We start from the raw sequence: 17,189 nt of genomic DNA on the forward strand, positions 1-17,189 counted from the left end.
GGCCTGAATCGTTGCGATCAGGCCTTTTTTCACAGGGTGACGGCTGCCCACGCAGCCGCCTCTCAGAATCAGAACGTCTCGTGATGCTCGTTCCGACCAAGGTCCGCATGAACCATCATGTGGCACAACTGTTCAAGCGTGGTTTCCGGCTTCCAGCCGAGCTTCTCGTGCGCCTTGTCCGCGCAACCGATCAGCAGATCCACTTCCGCCGGGCGATAGAACTTCGGATTCACGCGCACCAGCGTCTTGCCGGTTGCCACGTCGATACCGGTCTCACGCTCTTCCTTGCCCGACCATTCGATCTGGTAACCCGCGGCGGCGAACGCCATGCGCACGAAGTCGCGAACCGTCTCGGTGCGGCCGGTGGCGAGCACGAAGGTATCGGGTTCGTCGGCTTGCAGCATGCGCCACATGCCTTCCACGTATTCGAGCGCGAAGCCCCAGTCGCGCTTGGCGCTCAGGTTGCCGAGCTCCAGCGCATCCTGTTTGCCGAGCTTGATCTTCGCGACGGTGTCCGTGATCTTGCGGGTGACGAATTCACGGCCACGTAGCGGCGATTCGTGATTGAACAGAATCCCGCTGCTCGCAAACAGGTTGTACGACTCGCGATAGTTGATGGTCGACCAGTGCGCGAACAGCTTGGCCACACCATACGGGCTGCGCGGATAGAAAGGCGTGTCCTCGCGTTGCGGCACGGCCTGCACGAGACCGAACATTTCCGAAGTCGACGCCTGATAAAAACGGGTCTTCGGATTCAGAATGCGGATGCCTTCGAGCAGATTCAACGCGCCGATGCCGGTCACTTCGGCGGTCGTCACGGGCTGGTCGAACGAGACACCCACGAAGCTCTGCGCGGCGAGGTTGTACAGCTCGTCGGCCTGCGCGCCTTCGAGCAGGCGCAGCGTCGAGCCCAGATCGGTCAGGTCGTGTTCGACCAGACGCAGATTCGGATGATCGAGCACGCCGAGCTCACGGATGCGCCAGAAATTGACCGAACTCGTGCGCCGGTACGTGCCGGTCACGTGGTAGCCCTTGTCGAGCAGCAGTTTGGTCAGATAGGCGCCGTCCTGTCCGGATACGCCGGTGATGATCGCTTTGCGTGGTTGGCTCATAGCTTGCCTTCGATATTGGTAAAAGAGAAAGAGAAGTGCACTTGAAAAAGGAGCTTCAAAGCGTGCCGTCCAGCAGTCGCCGCACCAGCGGATCGACGACCTGAAAATCCTGTTCCGCCTTGAGCCGGTACAAACCCGGCTTGGGATGCGCGCCGTCGGACATCAGCGTCTTCCAGTCCGGCAGATTGCTGACGTACGCGAACTGATCGACGAGCGGCACCTGCTGTTCGGCGGCCACCCGTCGCGTCATCGCGACCATCTCGGCGAGCCGCGCGTTCAGGCGGTTGTCGGGCATCGGGTTCGAGGTCTGTAGAACCGGCTCTTTGCCGAGCGCGCGGGCCGTTTTCACGAGCGTCGTTTCGGCCGCGTAAAACTGCTCGGGCGTCTGGTTCCGCATCACTTCGTTAATGCCGTAGTTGATCAACACGATCTGCGCGGGCGAAGCGGCGAGCCGTTCCTGCCACGGCAGGCCGGCGGTCGGGCCGGCGCGGCGGTTGCCGGTGCCGTCGCGCAGTTGGCTGGCCATCGTGCCGCCCACGCCGTAGTTCGTGACGCGCACCCGTTGACCGTACCTGGCCTGCAATTCGTCCTGCAGATACGACACGGCGTTTTGCGCCTGCGGTCCGCAGTGGCCGTCGCTGCACGTAATGCCGAGCGTGGTCGAATCGCCGTAGGCGTCCACCAGCACCTGCGATGCCGGTCCGCTGGCGTGCGCATCCAGTGTCAGCGAAACCAGCACTGACGCAGCGGCCGACACGCCCGCAGCGAACCACGCGCGGCGCCTCATGCGCGGCTTTGCGGCGCTTGCGATGCGCCCCCCGGCACGCTGCCGGCGGACGCATGGGCTTTGCCCGCCGAGCCGAAGATCAAGCGTTTTTCGAACGCGAACCACGTGATGCTGGCGTAGGCGAGGGTGATCGCGAGTGCGAGCGCCGCGGTCAGATAGCGGTTCAGATGCAGCGGCCACAGCGTGTACAGCACGCTCAGGTGAATCAGATAGATCGTGTAGCTGATCGTGCCGATATAGACCAGCACGGGGTTGCACAGCAGTCGCTTGACGATGCCCTTGCTTTGCAGGGCGATGACCACGACCGAAGTACAAAGCACCAACGAAACGCTGTAGAGCGCGGCGTTCGACAGCGGCGTATTGGCCGCCCGGAACCGCGGATAGTGCAGATGCAGCCACGCCAGCACCGCGAGCGCGGCAAAAAAGCCGAGCACGGCGAGACCCTTGAACGGTTCGAGTGCATTGCGATCGCGCCGTACGGCGACGGCGAGCAACGCGCCGGCCGCCAACAGGTCCATGCGGAACGGCGTCAGGTAATAGATCGGCCAGAACGAATCGAACCAGGGCGTGGCGACCGCGCGCAGCACCGGCACCAGCACGATCAACGCGGCCGCCGCGTAGCCGAGCACGCGCTCGGGCAGCAGCAGGATCACGAACGGCCAGAAGATATAGAACTGCTCTTCGACCGCCAGTGACCACAGCACATTCAGGCTGTCGTGACCGCTTTGATTGAGCGCGTCGCCGATATTGGTCGCGAAGAACGCATACCACTGCCAGTGCTGCGCCCAGCCGAAGCCGAACAGAATCGACGACACCGCCATCAGCAGCAGATAAGGCGGCAGGATGCGCCGCGCCCGGCGTGCATAGAAATAGCCGAAATACGACTGCTGACGCGCCTTTCGTTCGAGCAGGATGCCGGTAATCAGGAAACCGCTCAAAACAAAAAACAGATCGACGCCCATCCACAGCGGCGCTTTCAAGGCGTGCTGGGCGAATACCGCGAGCACAGCGATGGCGCGCAAACCGTCGAGCTGCACGATGCGGCGAGAGTGAGAAGGCGCTAAGGGCAGTGCGCTAGCAGTCATGAACCGTCCATGGTGTGAAGCGGATGGGCCGGGCGAAGGATCGCGCAAGTCTTCTCAAGTCAGGAACAGGGCTTGAGGGCAAGGGCGCGCTCGCTTCGCGTCGCAACGGAAGTGCATTCGATTCTAGGGAAAATAAATTGATGAAAAAACGGGAATGAAATAGATAAATGAATCAGATTGCAACAGGGTGTTTCGTTATCCATTCGCAATAGATTTTTATGCTTGTGCCTTGTGGCTGTCGCAATCCGTAAGAAGTGCAGCCGGAATCAGGCTACATCGGTAAGGATGGGGCGCAAGGGCACTGCGGGACGCAGGCGTTCACGTCCATTTTCATTTAATCGATTTTTAAATCATTTTCTTTCACGATGCTTAAAGCGCCGAATATTTTTGAATTATTTTCGATTTTCGTCGCGGCATTCTTTCCGCGTAATGTGAGCCGTGTGGACGGGTGGCCGGGGATGGCGCGTGCGTCACGCGCCGACTGCTCGTATTCGATCGGGTTCGCGTTGGACCGTGGGCGCTGTGATGAGCCTGATTACTAAGCCCCTTCTTATACGTCGTGTCTTGCGGGAATCAGTCTCGTGTTCTTGCGTCGCTGCTAGCGGCCTCAGCCGTCATCTCATTGGATTTTGCATCCGCGCGGGCCCGTTGCCTGATCGCGGCACGGCCCTGATTGGAGGAATAACTTTGGCCCGTTTCACGTTCAAAACCTGGATTGCTGTGTTTGCCTATGCGGCCGGAATGACGGCGGCGTCGGTCAGCTTCACGGCATCCGCGGAAACCGTGTTGAACGCGAAAAATTCCTGGATCGGTAACACCTTCGGTTTCGGCGATGGCACGTGGACGCAGATCAACATCACCGCGATTGCGGTCGCGCCTGACGGCAAGGTCTATACGAACGCGCCGTGGGACGAAAGCGGCGCCGAAGCGAGCGTCTACCAGAACGGCAAGATGCTCGGCTTCGCGGGCGGCACGCATGGTTGGGGCAACGGCGGCGGCAGCGCGATCGCGGTGAATCGCAAGTACGCCTTCGTGGCGATCGAAGTCGGCAACGAGAAAGGACGTCTGGTCGAGCAGGGCGTGTGGCCGGAAAAGGGCAAACAGTGGTTCGGCATTTCGCGTCGGCAGATCGCCGATCCGAAGCGCGCCGCGCCGTTCCAGCCGGCCGCGAAAAGCGCTGACCCGCATGCGCAACTCGCAGCGGGCTTTCTGATGATGAACGAAGTGCCGACCGGCACGAGTGCCGAAATCGGCGGCATGGCGGCGAATGACAGCACGCTTTACGCGGCGAACACGGCGCGCGATCGCATCGAAGTGTATGACGCGGAATCGATGCAGCAGAAAACAACCTGGACTGTGCACGAGCCGGGCCGTATCGCGCTAGCCCCCGACGGCACGCTCTGGGTGTTGAGCGGCACGCGCAACGATAAGGCGCCGCAAGTGGAGCACTACACCGCCGCGGGCAAGCGCATCGACGAAACATTCACGTTGCCCGCCGATACGGTCGCGGTCGATATCGCTTTGGATGCACAGGGCCGCGTTCTGATCGCGGACAACGGCCCGCGTCAACAGGTGCTGTTTTTCAGCAAGGGCAACGGCCGTTATGCGGAGTCGGGCTCGCTCGGTGAACGCGGTGGCATTTTCAGCGGTACGCCCGGCAAGCCAGGCCCGCAGCGCTTCAACGGTTTGACCGGCGTTGGCGTGGATGCACGCGGCAACGTCTATGTGTCGACCAACGGCATCGGACCACGCTACGAACCGATCGGCGCGGGCCTCGGTGCCACGCTCGAGAGTTACGCGCCGGATGGCAAACAGAACTGGCAGGTGCAAGGCTTGTTGTTCGTCGACGGCGCGTGGATCGATCCGTCGCGTCCGGACAGCGTCTATACCGGCAACAAGCGCTTCGAACTCGATCTCTCGAAGCCTGCGGGGCAGGACTGGAAATACGCGGGCTTTCTGTCGAACCGCTTCAAGTATCCCGACGACCCGGTCTTTCACACCGATCAATATCCCGGCTTGCCGATCGCTCGCAAGCTCAAGGGCCGCACGTTTCTGTACTTGACCGACATGTACGCGGACCACCTGAAGATCTATCGCTTCGATCCGCAGCACGACGGCGAGACTGCGATTCCTTCGGGCTTCATCGCCGGGCGTGAGCGCGCGGTCTCCAAGGTGCCGAACGCGCCGCCGGGGGGCGACTGGATCTGGCGCGACGTGAACGGCGACGGCAAGTTCAACACGGACGAATTCACGCTCAACACGAGCGGCACGAAGCTCGCGGGCGGCTGGGGCTGGTGGGTCGATAGCGCCGGCGATATCTGGCGCACCCGAGATAACAAGGGCATTTATCGCTTCCGTTTCGGCGGACTCGATGCGAAGGGCAACCCCATCTACTCGTATTCGAACCTGACGCAGTACCCGGTGCCGCAACCGTTCACCGAACTGCATCGCGCGATCTACGAGCCCGACACCGACACGATGTATGTGACCGGCTATACGCCCGATACGCCGGTGGATCGCGGCTTCTGGAAAGAGGTAGGCCGCGTGCTGGTGCGCTACGACAAATGGTCGAGCGGCAATCCGGTGCAGCGCTATTCGATCACGCTGCCGTGGACGACGCAAACCAAGCCTATCGCCACGATCATCGGCCTCACCGTTGAAGGGCAATACCTCTTCGGCGTCGAGCCGGTCGGCGCAGTGCACGTGTGGGACAAGGACACTGGCAAGGAACTCGGCGTGATCCGTCCAGGCCCGGAAGTGGGCAGCGCGTCGGGTTGGGTCGATGTGCCCAACGGCATCAGCGCCGCGAAGCGCAGCAATGGCGAGTACCTCGTGTTCGTCGAAGAAGACGCGCGCGGGAAAGTGATGATGTATCGCTGGAAACCATGACACAACGCATGGCATGACCGCTTTCTTCGCAATACCAGGCAAATGTAGTCAAACCCAAGGCATCCGATGGACAAAGGCATTCTCAAGAACGTAGCGATCAACTTCTTCGGGTTGGTGCTGCCGACTTTCGTCTCGCTCGTGACCGTGCCGTCGTATATCAAGCTGCTCGGCGTCGAGCGCTACGGCGTGATCAGTCTCGTTTGGACCCTGATCGGCTACTTCGGGATTCTCGATCTCGGCATGAGCATGGCCGCGCAGAATCACATCTCGAAGGCACGCGCCTCGGGCGACAAGGGCGAGAGCGCGCGCGTGTTCTGGAGCGCGACGTGGCTCAACCTCGCGACCGGTGTGATCGGCGGGCTGATCATCTATTTCGGCGCGTTTCTGTACACCGCGTACTTCACCAAGGTGTCGCCCGAGTTGCAGCATGAGGTCTATATGGCGCTGCCGTGGCTCGCGGTGGCGATTCCGATTGCCAACGTGTCGTGGGTGTTCGCCGGTGCGATCAACGGCGCGGAACGCTTTGGTGTCTACAACACCAATCAGACGATCGGTACCTTTCTGTTCCAGTTGCTGCCGCTCGGCGCTGCTTTGTGGCTGGGGGCGACCTTGCAGAACGTACTCGCCGCGGCGGTGTTCGCACGGATTCTCGCAGCGATTCTGCTGGGCCGCTCCGCGCTGAAGGTGTTGGACATCCGCAGTGTTCTGCCGCCGCAACTCGGCGTGGCGAAGGGACTCTTCAACTTCGGCGGCTGGATGCTGATTGCGAGCGTCACTAACATGATCGCCGAATCGCTCGACCGCGTGATGCTCGGCACGAGTCTCGGCGCGCGTTTCGTCACCTACTACACGGTGCCGCAGAACCTCGTGACGCGTCTGAATATCGTGCCGACCGCGCTGGTGCGCACGTTGTTTCCACGGCTCTCAGCCGTGGGCCGCGCGGATGCGGACACCATCACGCAGCAATCGCTCGAATTCCTTAACGGCGTGTTCACGCCGGTCGCGTTGGTCGCGATGCTGGTGCTCGAACCGTTCCTGCATCTGTGGGTCGGCAATGAGATCGCCACCGTGGCCGCGCCGGTGGGCCGGATCATGATCGTCGCCGTGTGGCTCGTCGGCCAGGCGAACGTCACGCGGATTCTGATTCAGTCGCAAGTCAACCCCGCCACCGCCGCGCGCGTCGGCCTGTTTGAATTGCCTCTGTTTGCAGGGGCGTTGTGGCTCGGCATTACCCATTTCGGTTTGACCGGCGCGGCGATGGCCGTGGCCGGCCGGGCGCTGTTCGATTACGCCGTGCTGCTGCGCCTGTCGGCGATTCGCGCCCGCCAGATCGCGCTCGACATGCTCGCCCACCTCGCTTTTCTGCTGGCCAGCCTGTGGCTTGCCAGCTTCCTGCCGAGTCTCGCCTTGGCGATCGTCGCCGGCCTGTTGATGGTTGGCGCGAACGTCGCCTGGTCGATCACGATGACACCCGCTTTGCGCGATCTTGCGCGTTCACTGCTGTTGCGACTGAATCCGAGGAAAAGCGCATGAACCACGAAGTCCTTGAAGAAGCCGTGCTGCAACCTGCGACGCGCAGCGCACTGGCTGAACTCACCACCGTTCCCGGTGTTCAGGCGCCGTCGCGCCGCTCGGCGTTGCGTACCGACAAGACGGTGCGTGTCGCGATCGTGCACGACTGGCTCGTCACCTATGCGGGCGCCGAGAAGGTGCTCGAACAGATTGTCGCGTGCTTTCCGGACGCGGACCTGTTCAGCCTCGTCGATTTTCTCGACGACCGCAGCTTTCTGCGTGGCAAGCCGGTCACCACCTCGTTCATCCAGAAACTGCCGCTTGCACGGACCAAATACCGCACGTATCTGCCCTTGATGCCGCTCGCGATCGAGCAGCTCGACGTGTCGGCCTACGACGTGGTGATTTCCAGCAGTCACGCGGTCGCGAAGGGCGTTCTGACCGGCCCCGATCAGGTGCATATCAGCTACGTGCATTCGCCGATTCGCTACGCATGGGATCTGCAGCATCAGTACCTGCAGCAGTCGAAGCTGACCGCCGGGCCGAAGTCCGCGATGGCGCGGCTGATTCTGCACTACATCCGCAACTGGGATATCCGCACGTCGAACTCGGTGGACGGCTTTGTTGCAAACTCCGATTTCATCGCGCGGCGGATCAGGAAGGTTTATCAGCGCGAAGCGCAGGTGATCTTTCCGCCTGTCGATGTCGAAGCGTTTGCGCTATGCACCGACAAGGATGATTTCTATCTGACCGCCTCGCGGATGGTGCCGTACAAGAAGATCGATCTGATCGTCGAAGCGTTCGCGCAGATGCCGGAGCGCAAGCTGGTGGTGATTGGCGATGGCCCCGACATGCAGAAGATCCGCGCAAAGGCCGGCCCGAATGTCGAGATCATGGGCTATCAGCCGTTCAAGGTGCTCAAGGAAAAGATGAGCCGCGCGAAAGCTTTCGTGTTCGCCGCGGAAGAAGACTTCGGCATTTCAGTGGTCGAAGCGCAGGCCTGCGGCACGCCGGTGATCGCCTACGGCAAGGGCGGGGCGCTTGAAACCGTGCGCGATCTGTCCGAGTCGCGGCCCACGGGCATGTTCTTCGACGAACAGAACGTCGAGTCGATCATTGCGGCGGTCGAGCGATTCGACGGGCACGTGAAGCGTTTTTCGCCGGTGGATTGCCGCGCGAACGCCGAGCAGTTCTCGGCCGCGAATTTCCGCGAACGTTTCTTCGCCCACGTGCGGGCTTCGGTGCCGGCATTGCGCTCGGCGACGCTGCCGCCGTACGTTCCGTATAAAGCAGAGCCAGGTGCCAACGCACCGCGCATCCTCGCGGTCGACCAGAGTGGGGTGCTCGGCGGCGCCGAGTTATCGCTGCTGGAAATCGTCAAAGCTTTGCGCTCGCGCATCGAAGTCGTACTGTTCGACGACGGCCCGTTCCGCACTGCTTTGGCCAAAGCCGGCGTGACCGTCAACGTGCTGGACGCCGGTGCATTGCGCAACGTCCGCAAGCAGGGCGGTTCGTTGCCGAAGGGCCAGGCGCTCAAGGGTCTGATGTCGCTCGTGCGTGCCACCGCGAAACGCGCGCGCGACGCCGAGGTGATCTACGCGAACACGCAGCGCGCGATGGTAATCGGCGCGATTGCCGGCAAGCTTGCCAGGCGGCCGGTGGTCTGGCATCTGCGGGATATCGTGAGTCCCGAGCATTTTGGCGGCAAGCAACTGGCGATTATCAAGTGGTGCGCGCGTCTCGGCCTCACGCACGTGATCGCCAATTCGGCGGCTTCCGCTCGCGCCTTCGCGGAACTCACGCACTTCGACAAAAAGCGTATCGACGTGGTGTTCAACGGTATTTCCGCGGCGCCGTTCGACGCGTTGCGTACGGTCCCGCAAGCGACGTTGCGCCAGCGCCTGAACCTGCCGCAGGATGCGTTTCTGGTCGGCTCGTTCAGCCGCCTCGCGCGCTGGAAGGGCCAACACGTGTTGCTCGAAGCGATGGTCCTCAATCCGCAGATGCATGCCGTGCTGGTGGGTGCGCCGCTGTTCGGCGAGGACGCGTACGAGATCGAGTTGCATGCGTTCGTCGCCGCGCACAACCTGGGTGGCCGGGTGCATTTCCTCGGCTTCCAGCACGACATACCGGCTTGCATGTGCGCGGTCGATGCGGTCGTCCATACGTCGATCACGCCGGAGCCGTTCGGTCGCGTGATCGTCGAGGGGATGCTGGCGCAGCGGCCGGTGGTGGCGGCACGCGCGGGCGGCGTGCTGGAGATCATCGACGATTACGAGAACGGCGTGCTATGCACCCCCGGCGACGCGCATGGTCTCGCCGATACGCTCGCCGAGTTGCGCTCGAACGACGACCTGCGTAACAGGCTGGTCAGAAATGGCTATCAGACGGCGTTGAGCCGGTTCGGGACGGCAACGTATGTGGAAGGTGTCGAACGAATTCTGAAGCGCGTGGCGGGGCGTTGAGGGGCTTGCGCGGGCGCTTAAGCGGATGAACGTGCAAAGTGATTTAACGCGGGGGTAGGCAGGGGCTCGGCCAGTCCCTGTCGTTAGCGCAGCGGAGCGAAAGTCCTGAGGACTTCCGCTCCGTTTTTTTCGCGCTACACACCACCTATGCAACTGGGTTGTACAACGTGATCCCGGCGGCACGGCTTGCTCACATTGTCGAAGGAGAAACCTCTGTTTCTGAACTGAACAGTGTGTTTCTCCGATCTTTCTACTGCATCGCTCTCAGGCTGGCTTCACTACATTCTTCGGTTTGAAACTCGCGGACCACTTCATCGCCGGCAGTTCGACCAGCCGGTAGAACACGTAGGCCACCGGCACGGCCACCAGCATGTAGCCGAACGACGGCCAGATCGACATCTGCAGCGACGAGCGGAACAGGATCGACGACAGCAGCACGAAGATGGGCAGATGGATCAGATACAGCGAGAAGCTGAAATCGCCGAACCGTGACAGGAGGCGCACGCCCGGGGTATCGGCATTGCGGCGTTCCAGTGCCTTGTACAGATAGAACGCGAAACCGACGGCCCAGAACTGGAATGCGCCGTACTGGCCGAAATGAAACGCCGCGCAGCCGAGCGCAATGAACGCCGCGGCGAGTGCGTAGAGCCAGACCGACGAACGCGCATCCGGCGCGCTACGGGCCTTCGCGTCGGCGATCCACGCGCCGAGCGTCCACGAAAACCAATAGGACGTGAAGAACTGCATGTCGTGGCGTTCGAGCACATAGGCGGACACCACATTAATGACCGCGACGATCGCCAGCACGGAAGTCATGCCCAGACGCCGGCGCAGCGCGAACAGCAGCGGATAGATCGCGTAGAACTGCACTTCGAGCGATAGCGTCCAGAGCGCGCCGTTCGACCCAAACGTCTTGCCGGCCACGCCTTGCAGCGAAAACAGGTTGACGAGGAATGCCTGCAGGCCGATCTCGCGGATCTTGTGGTTGACCGGCGGCAACTGCAAGCTGGCCCAGTCGAGCGCGAAAGTCAGCACGAGGGCCGCCAGCAATACCGGATAAATGCGCGCGAACCGGCGGATCCAGAAATTGCCGGTGTCGAGCCGGTAGTCGGGATTTTTTGCCAGACGTAGCGCGCCGCCGCGATGAATGCAGTAGCCGCTGATCACGAAGAAAATCGGCACGCCGGCCGAACCCCACGCAATCGGGAAGGTCAGGTAGGCGGCGATCGTACTCAGACTGAAAGAATGGCCGACGCTCTGGTGAAAGGTCTGCATGCCCACCCATTCGACCTGGCGGCAATGAAAATAGGCGACCAGAAGCGCGGCGAAGCCCCGCATGGCGTCGATTACATGTTCCTTGCCGGCGCTCTCGGCGCGCGCTTCGCTCTGCGCGCGCGGCGCGGCGGCCTTTCGTGACGGGGAAAGGGGCAGGGATGAGCCGGCGGCATCCAGTGCTGAGTCGCTCATGCGCGGTCCTTAATCTGAAGGAAGAAAAAGCTTATCCCCCGGGCACGCCGTGCGCGCCCGCGGTGCATCACATGCTAGTGCACCACGGAGGTAAAAAATCGATAAAAAATTGCGTGGGAAATCGAATTAAATGGCGATTTTGTGACGAAGTGTAATTCCGTATAAGTACTTGCTACATCGAATTATTTGCCGGTTTTGTTGTGCTAATTTAAGGCACGGATTCTCTTGACCAGAGGTGAAGTCATGAACCTGCATTTACTCGCCGGCATTGCCGTGCTGCTGATCCTTGTCGCCGCCTCCGCCTACCGGGAGGCGCTGCGCAACGAACCGATCCGCCGTTTTCGGATGAACCCGGGCAAGCTGCCCCAGCTCGACGAGAACGAATGAGCGGTGTCCGGGAGCGCCGTCGTGCATCGACCATGCGCCCCCGGACACGCTTGAGGTGACCTGCGATCCGCTTCGCCGGATACGTAAAATTTTCGGGATTTCAGAAAATAATTCGCTGCCGGCACGTAATTGTTTCCTGATGCATGTCACGATCCGGAATATTGAAAGCCAATCGAATTATTTATTCGAATCGAGAAAAATTAACGCACGAAATGGATTAATTTTTTTGTTAGTCTTTTCGGCGACATCGAGTGGCCGCGAGGCCCGCGAACACACTAATTTCTAACCGATGTGGGAATGCCAACCATGCTGAAAGTCACCAAAGCCGTGTTTCCCGTAGCGGGCCTCGGGACACGCTTTTTGCCGGCTACCAAAGCAAGCCCCAAGGAAATGCTGCCGATCGTCGACAAGCCGCTGATTCAATACGCGGTTGAAGAAGCGATTGCCGCCGGCATCACCGAGATGATCTTCGTGACGGGCCGCAGCAAGCGCGCCATCGAAGATCATTTCGACAAGTCCTACGAGATCGAGGCGGAACTCGAGGCACGCAACAAGCAGAAGCTGCTCGACCTCGTGCGCAGCATCAAGCCGGCTAACGTCGACTGCTTCTATGTGCGTCAGGCCGAAGCCCTCGGTCTGGGGCACGCGGTGCTGTGCGCCGAGAAACTGGTGGGCGACAGCCCGTTCGCCGTGATTCTGGCGGACGACTTGCTGCACAGCTCGAAGCCGGTGATGAGCCAGCTCGTCGACACCTTCAACCACTATCACAGCTCGGTGATCGGCGTCGAAACCATTGCGCGCGAAGACAGCCGTTCGTACGGCGTGGTGGATGGCCGCGAGTGGGAAGACAATGTGATCAAGCTGTCAGGCATCGTCGAAAAGCCGGCGCCGGACAAGGCCCCGTCGAACCTCGGCGTGGTGGGCCGCTACGTGTTGATGCCGACCATCTTCAAGCATATCCGCGCGCTCAAGCCGGGCGCGGGCGGTGAGCTGCAATTGACCGACGCGGTGCAATCGCTGCTGACCGAAGAACAGGTGCTCGCGTACCGCTACTTCGGCACACGCTTCGATTGCGGCAGCAAGTTGGGCTATCTGAAGGCGACGGTGGAATTCGCGCTGCGTCATCCGGAAGTGAAGGCGGAATTCGAAGCGTATTTGCAAACCTATATGCAGGCGAATATGCAGGCCAGCGTGCCGGCGCAGTACACGGCTGAAGCAGCTTAACGTGTAGGAGACCTTTCACGCAGAAGCAACGCGCAGCACTACCGCGCAAATTAAAACGGGCGCCGCATGATGCGGCGCCCGTCTTTCTATCTGGCCTGCTTATCTGGCCTGGTTTGCGGCTGAGATTCAAGACTCAGGCGGGCCCGGAAGATCGAGCCTTATACCCAAGCCACGCGCAAAAGGCCTTTACTGCGCCTTCTTCACTTCCAGCCGGAACTTATGCAGCAACGGTTCCGTATAGCCGCTCGGCTGTTCACGTCCTTCGAACACCAGCGCCTGCGCCGCCTTGAACGCCAGCGTGTCGAAGCCCGGCGCCATGGGCTGGTAGTGCGGATCGCCCGCGTTCTGCTCGTCGACCACCTTCGCCATGCGCTTGAAGGTTTCTTCGACCAGCTCGCGCGTCACCACGCCGTGATGCAGCCAGTTCGCAATGTGCTGGCTGGAGATACGCAGCGTTGCACGGTCTTCCATCAGACCGACGTTGTGAATGTCCGGCACCTTCGAGCAACCCACGCCCTGATCGACCCAACGCACCACGTAGCCGAGAATGCCTTGCACGTTGTTCTCGACTTCGCTGCGGATCTCATCCGCGTTCCACTTCGCTTCGGCAACAACCGGAATCGTCAACAGGCCGTCGAGCAGTTCGTCGCGCACCTTCGAGTAGTCCGTGCGTTCGAGCTCCTGCTGAACCGCCTGCACGTCGACCTGGTGATAGTGCAGCGCGTGCAGCGTCGCGGCGGTCGGCGAGGGCACCCATGCGGTGTTCGCACCGGCCTTCGGATGCGCGATCTTCTGTTCGAGCATGGCGTGCATCAGGTCCGGCATCGCCCACATGCCCTTGCCGATCTGCGAGCGGCCACGCAGGCCCGCGCTCAAACCGACCAGCACGTTGCTGCGCTCGTACGCGGCAATCCATGCGCTCGACTTCATGTCGCCCTTGCGCATCATCGGGCCGGCTTCCATCGCCGTGTGCATTTCATCGCCGGTGCGGTCGAGGAAGCCCGTGTTGATGAACGCGACGCGCTCGGACGCTTCGCCGATACAGGCGAGCAGGTTGACGCTGGTGCGGCGCTCCTCGTCCATGATGCCCATCTTGATCGTGTTGCGCGGCAGCTTGAACAGGTCTTCGACGCGCGCGAACAGTTCGCTCGCGAACGCGACTTCGGCCGGGCCGTGCATTTTCGGCTTCACGATATAGATCGAACCGGTGCGCGAATTCAGCTTGTGCTTGCGGTCGTGCAGCGCGCACAGCGTGGTGATGACACCATCGAGAATGCCTTCCGGAATCTCCTTGCCGTCTTTCGTCAGCACGGCCGGATTCGTCATCAAATGACCGACGTTGCGGATAAACAGCAGCGAGCGGCCATGCAGCACGATCGGCGCCGTGCCGTTCGCGGCGGTGTACACGCGATCGGTGTTCAGACTGCGCGTGAAGGTCTTGCCACCCTTCGTGACTTCTTCCGTCAGGGTGCCGTTCATCAGGCCGAGCCAGTTGCGATAGAGCTGGACCTTGTCGTCCGCATCCACTGCTGCAACGGAGTCTTCGCAGTCGATGATCGTGCTCACCGCGGCTTCGACCAGCACATCCTTCACGTGCGCCGAATCGGTCTTGCCGATCGAATCGTTCGCGTCGATCTGGATTTCGAAGTGCAGGCCGTTGTGCTTCAACAGCACGGCGGACGGTGAGCTCGCGTCGCCCTGATAGCCGATGAACTGCGCCGGCGTTTTCAGTTCGGTCTTGCCGCTCTTCAGCGTGACGACGAGCTTGCCGCCTTCGACGCTATACAGCGTGGCGTCGACGTGCGAGCCGTTCGCGAGCGGGGCGGCCTGGTCGAGAAACTTGCGGGCATAAGCGATCACCGCGGCGCCACGCACCGGGTTGAAGGCCTTCTGCTTTTCTGCGCCGTTGGTCTCGGGGATCGCATCGGTGCCGTACAGCGCGTCGTACAGGCTGCCCCAGCGTGCGTTGGCCGCGTTCAGCGCATAGCGCTGATTCGACAGCGGCACGACGAGCTGCGGGCCGGCCTGTTCGGCGATTTCGGTGTCCACGTGGTCGGTCGTGGCTTTGACGCTTGCCGGCGACGGCACGATGTAGCCGATGCCTTCGAGGAAGGCACGGTACGCGCGCAGATCGCGCACCGGACCCGGATTGGCGCGATTCCATGTATCGAGTTCGGTTTGCAGGCGGTCGCGCTCGGCCAGCAGCGCACGGTTTTTCGGCGCCAGCTCATGCACGAGGGCGTCGAAACCTGACCAGAATGCGGCGCTGTCGATTCCGGTGCCGGGCAGGGCTTCGGTTTCGACGAACTGGTCGAGGTTGGCGGCGACTTGCAGTCCACCGCGCATGTTCATCTGAGTCATCGACTGCTCCATCCTTGAATGGGACCGATGAGGGGGCATCGGTCCGTGTTGTGCTTCGTTTTTATTGCCGCCGCTTTGAACGGATTCCGAATGGCTCCGGAATTAAGCGGCGATTGCCTGAATACCCGCCTTGGCGATTTGTGCGTCCTGATCCGACTTGACGCCCGACACGCCGACCGCGCCGACCACCTGGCCGTCGACGATCACCGGCACGCCGCCTTCCAGCGTGCCTTGCAGCGGTGCGCTCAGGAATGCCGTGCGGCCGTTGTTGATCATGTCTTCGTATACCTTGGTTTCGCGGCGGCCGATCGCCGAAGTGCGGGCTTTTTCCGTCGCGATGTACGCGCTGGCCGGCGCGCTGCCGTCCAGACGCAGCATGCCGAGTTGATGGCCGCCGTCGTCGACCACCACGATGGCAACGGCCCACTGGTTCTTCTCGGCCTCCGCGCGGGCGGCTTCGAGGATTCGGGTCGTTTCGGCAACGGTCAACACGGGTTTGCTCAGCATAATGAATTTCCTGTTTCGTTTATGGTAGGGATGCTTCTACACGTTGAATCCAGTGACGCGCCGGAGTGTGCCCGGCGTCGGCCCTGTCTTTGCCCGAGCGGTTCGATTGGGGATTTTACGTCCAAGCGCGACCGGAAGAAACGGCCGCATCGCCCGGCCGGTTTCAGGCAGCGCGTCGAATCCCGCCGGATTCGCGCTCGCGCGGCGCAAACTCTTGCGCAGCAGGCGTTCCGGGGCGGGCCGCTTAATGTGCTGCTCAATACGCAGCTCAATAGGCCGCTCAAATTCGGCGCAACCGATGCCCGGCAGCACGCGCCGGCGCTTTACAATCGGAGTTCAACACAAAAAGCGCGTGTTTCCCACACCACTCACACTATGCCTACCATCAGCGAGCTTTTCGTCTATCCGATCAAATCCTGCGCCGGCATTGCGTTGAACGAAGCACGCCTGCTCGCCACCGGCCTCGAATACGATCGATGCTGGATGGTCACTGACCCGAGCGGCGCAATGCTCACACAGCGAGCGTATCCGCGCATGGCGCTGATCAGGGTCGAGCTCGGCGAACATGAACTCGTGATCCGCGCGCCGGGCATGAGCGAGTTGCGCACGCCGCTCGACGCCGCCAGGCTGAGCGCTCCGCACAAGGTGCAAACCGTGGTCTGGCGCGACGCGGCCTATGGACTCGACACCGGAGAAGAGAGCGCAGCGTGGTTTTCAGCGTTTCTCGGCGTGCCGTCGCGGCTTCTGCGCTTCGATCCCGAACGCGAACGGCAGGTCGATCAGGACTACACCGCTAGCGTCCCCGGGGCCACCACGTATTTCGCCGATGGTTTTCCGCTGCTGGTGATCGGCCAGGCCTCACTCGACGATCTGAACGTGCGCCTGAACAGTAAAGGCGCGCCGTCGATTCCGATGGACCGGTTTCGCCCCAACGTCGTGCTGACGGGACTCGATGCGTACGAAGAGGATTATGTCGAGAGTCTGAGTGTCGACGGCGCAGAGGAGGAGGCCGTGCAACTGCAACTGGTCAAGCCATGCTCGCGCTGTCCGATGCCGACTATCGATCAGGCGAAGGGCGCGCCCGATCCCGATTGGCCGAACGAGCCGACCGACACGATGAGCGTCTACCGGGCGAATCCGCAGCGGGATGGTGCGGTGACATTCGGCAACAACGCGCTCGTCGCGCGCGGGGCCGGGGCGTGGCTGCGTGTCGGGCAAACGGTCGACGCTGAATTGGGCTTTGGCGATTAACGCCGGTCACGCCCGGTCAGCGCCGCGAGGATCACCGGCATCGGCACGGGCTTGACGAAATGATGATTGAATCCGGAGCGTAACGACTCGCGCCTGTATTGAGCAATTTGAAGTCCCGACAGAATCGAAGCTCACTATTCTG

13 protein-coding genes are annotated in these 17,189 nt (G+C 61.6%); 6 read left to right on the plus strand and 7 right to left on the minus strand.

The genetic code is table 11. The annotated features are described in order from the left end of the window. Positions 1-68: 68 nt before the first annotated feature. The 3 genes from gmd to M0D64_RS12430 are packed head-to-tail and all read right to left on the minus strand — an operon-like array spanning position 69 to position 2,984. The gene (gmd, locus tag M0D64_RS12420; protein ID WP_154559280.1) at positions 69-1,112 is read right to left on the minus strand and encodes a GDP-mannose 4,6-dehydratase; all 1,044 of its coding nucleotides are present in this window, start codon (positions 1,110-1,112) and stop codon (positions 69-71) included. A 55-nt stretch (positions 1,113-1,167) separates the two neighbouring features. Then, positions 1,168-1,899, minus strand: a complete 732-nt coding sequence (locus tag M0D64_RS12425) for an SGNH/GDSL hydrolase family protein (protein ID WP_266257894.1) — start codon at positions 1,897-1,899, stop codon at positions 1,168-1,170. After that, positions 1,896-2,984 carry an acyltransferase gene (locus M0D64_RS12430; RefSeq protein ID WP_266257895.1) on the minus strand — a complete coding sequence of 363 codons (1,089 nt, stop codon included), beginning with the start codon at positions 2,982-2,984 and terminating at the stop codon, positions 1,896-1,898. Before M0D64_RS12430 ends, M0D64_RS12425 begins: the two co-directional genes overlap by 4 nt. A 687-nt stretch (positions 2,985-3,671) precedes the next feature. Between M0D64_RS12430 and M0D64_RS12435 the strand changes: the two genes are divergently transcribed. The 3 genes from M0D64_RS12435 to M0D64_RS12445 all read left to right on the plus strand — a co-directional run bounded on the left by M0D64_RS12435 (position 3,672) and on the right by M0D64_RS12445 (position 9,850). Next, positions 3,672-5,873, plus strand: coding sequence for a hypothetical protein (locus M0D64_RS12435; protein ID WP_266257896.1), 2,202 nt, complete (start codon positions 3,672-3,674; stop codon positions 5,871-5,873). Between the two features lie 66 nt (positions 5,874-5,939). After that, positions 5,940-7,406 carry a flippase gene (locus M0D64_RS12440; protein ID WP_154559284.1) on the plus strand — a complete coding sequence of 489 codons (1,467 nt, stop codon included), beginning with the start codon at positions 5,940-5,942 and terminating at the stop codon, positions 7,404-7,406. Continuing rightward, on the plus strand, positions 7,403-9,850 hold the full coding sequence (locus M0D64_RS12445) for a glycosyltransferase family 4 protein (protein WP_266257897.1): 2,448 nt from the start codon (positions 7,403-7,405) through the stop codon (positions 9,848-9,850). The genes M0D64_RS12440 and M0D64_RS12445 overlap by 4 nt, the downstream gene beginning before the upstream one ends. Positions 9,851-10,114: 264 nt before the next feature. Here M0D64_RS12445 and M0D64_RS12450 read toward each other — a convergent pair whose 3' ends face one another. Continuing rightward, positions 10,115-11,317, minus strand: coding sequence for an acyltransferase (locus tag M0D64_RS12450; protein WP_266257898.1), 1,203 nt, complete (start codon positions 11,315-11,317; stop codon positions 10,115-10,117). A gap of 243 nt (positions 11,318-11,560) precedes the next feature. Here M0D64_RS12450 and M0D64_RS12455 point away from each other — a divergent pair, with 243 nt between their 5' ends. Both M0D64_RS12455 and galU read left to right on the plus strand, forming a co-directional pair. Next, on the plus strand, positions 11,561-11,704 hold the full coding sequence (locus tag M0D64_RS12455; protein ID WP_165923841.1) for a hypothetical protein: 144 nt from the start codon (positions 11,561-11,563) through the stop codon (positions 11,702-11,704). Positions 11,705-12,010: 306 nt separating this feature from the next. Continuing rightward, the gene (galU, locus tag M0D64_RS12460) at positions 12,011-12,928 is read left to right on the plus strand and encodes a UTP--glucose-1-phosphate uridylyltransferase GalU (RefSeq protein ID WP_154559287.1); all 918 of its coding nucleotides are present in this window, start codon (positions 12,011-12,013) and stop codon (positions 12,926-12,928) included. A gap of 186 nt (positions 12,929-13,114) precedes the next feature. On the opposite strand, the gene M0D64_RS12465 is transcribed toward galU, so the two are convergent. From M0D64_RS12465 to M0D64_RS12475, 3 genes are all read right to left on the minus strand, one after another. After that, positions 13,115-15,289 carry a malate synthase G gene (locus tag M0D64_RS12465; protein WP_266257899.1) on the minus strand — a complete coding sequence of 725 codons (2,175 nt, stop codon included), beginning with the start codon at positions 15,287-15,289 and terminating at the stop codon, positions 13,115-13,117. A 102-nt stretch (positions 15,290-15,391) separates the two neighbouring features. After that, positions 15,392-15,796: a heme-binding protein gene (locus M0D64_RS12470; protein ID WP_054037573.1), complete on the minus strand. Its 405-nt coding sequence runs from the start codon at positions 15,794-15,796 to the stop codon at positions 15,392-15,394. Between the two features lie 36 nt (positions 15,797-15,832). After that, on the minus strand, positions 15,833-16,108 hold the full coding sequence (locus M0D64_RS12475; RefSeq protein ID WP_266257900.1) for a hypothetical protein: 276 nt from the start codon (positions 16,106-16,108) through the stop codon (positions 15,833-15,835). Between the two features lie 63 nt (positions 16,109-16,171). On the opposite strand from M0D64_RS12475, the gene M0D64_RS12480 reads away from it, so the two are divergent. Then, positions 16,172-17,047: an MOSC domain-containing protein gene (locus M0D64_RS12480; protein WP_266257901.1), complete on the plus strand. Its 876-nt coding sequence runs from the start codon at positions 16,172-16,174 to the stop codon at positions 17,045-17,047. Positions 17,048-17,189 lie beyond the last annotated feature (142 nt).

Origin of the sequence: Paraburkholderia sp. WS6 (assembly GCF_030464835.1) — a bacterium.
Taxonomy (GTDB): Bacteria; Pseudomonadota; Gammaproteobacteria; order Burkholderiales; family Burkholderiaceae; genus Paraburkholderia; species Paraburkholderia madseniana.

Coding starts and splice junctions, on each gene's coding strand:
- galU (WP_154559287.1), top strand. CDS start 12,011: ATGCTGAAAGTCACCAAAGCCGTGTTTCCCGTAGCGGGCCTCGGGACA.
- gmd (WP_154559280.1), bottom strand. CDS start 1,112: ATGAGCCAACCACGCAAAGCGATCATCACCGGCGTATCCGGACAGGAC.
- M0D64_RS12465 (WP_266257899.1), bottom strand. CDS start 15,289: ATGACTCAGATGAACATGCGCGGTGGACTGCAAGTCGCCGCCAACCTC.
- M0D64_RS12450 (WP_266257898.1), bottom strand. CDS start 11,317: ATGAGCGACTCAGCACTGGATGCCGCCGGCTCATCCCTGCCCCTTTCC.
- M0D64_RS12470 (WP_054037573.1), bottom strand. CDS start 15,796: ATGCTGAGCAAACCCGTGTTGACCGTTGCCGAAACGACCCGAATCCTC.
- M0D64_RS12455 (WP_165923841.1), top strand. CDS start 11,561: ATGAACCTGCATTTACTCGCCGGCATTGCCGTGCTGCTGATCCTTGTC.
- M0D64_RS12480 (WP_266257901.1), top strand. CDS start 16,172: ATGCCTACCATCAGCGAGCTTTTCGTCTATCCGATCAAATCCTGCGCC.
- M0D64_RS12425 (WP_266257894.1), bottom strand. CDS start 1,899: ATGAGGCGCCGCGCGTGGTTCGCTGCGGGCGTGTCGGCCGCTGCGTCA.
- M0D64_RS12445 (WP_266257897.1), top strand. CDS start 7,403: ATGAACCACGAAGTCCTTGAAGAAGCCGTGCTGCAACCTGCGACGCGC.
- M0D64_RS12430 (WP_266257895.1), bottom strand. CDS start 2,984: ATGACTGCTAGCGCACTGCCCTTAGCGCCTTCTCACTCTCGCCGCATC.
- M0D64_RS12440 (WP_154559284.1), top strand. CDS start 5,940: ATGGACAAAGGCATTCTCAAGAACGTAGCGATCAACTTCTTCGGGTTG.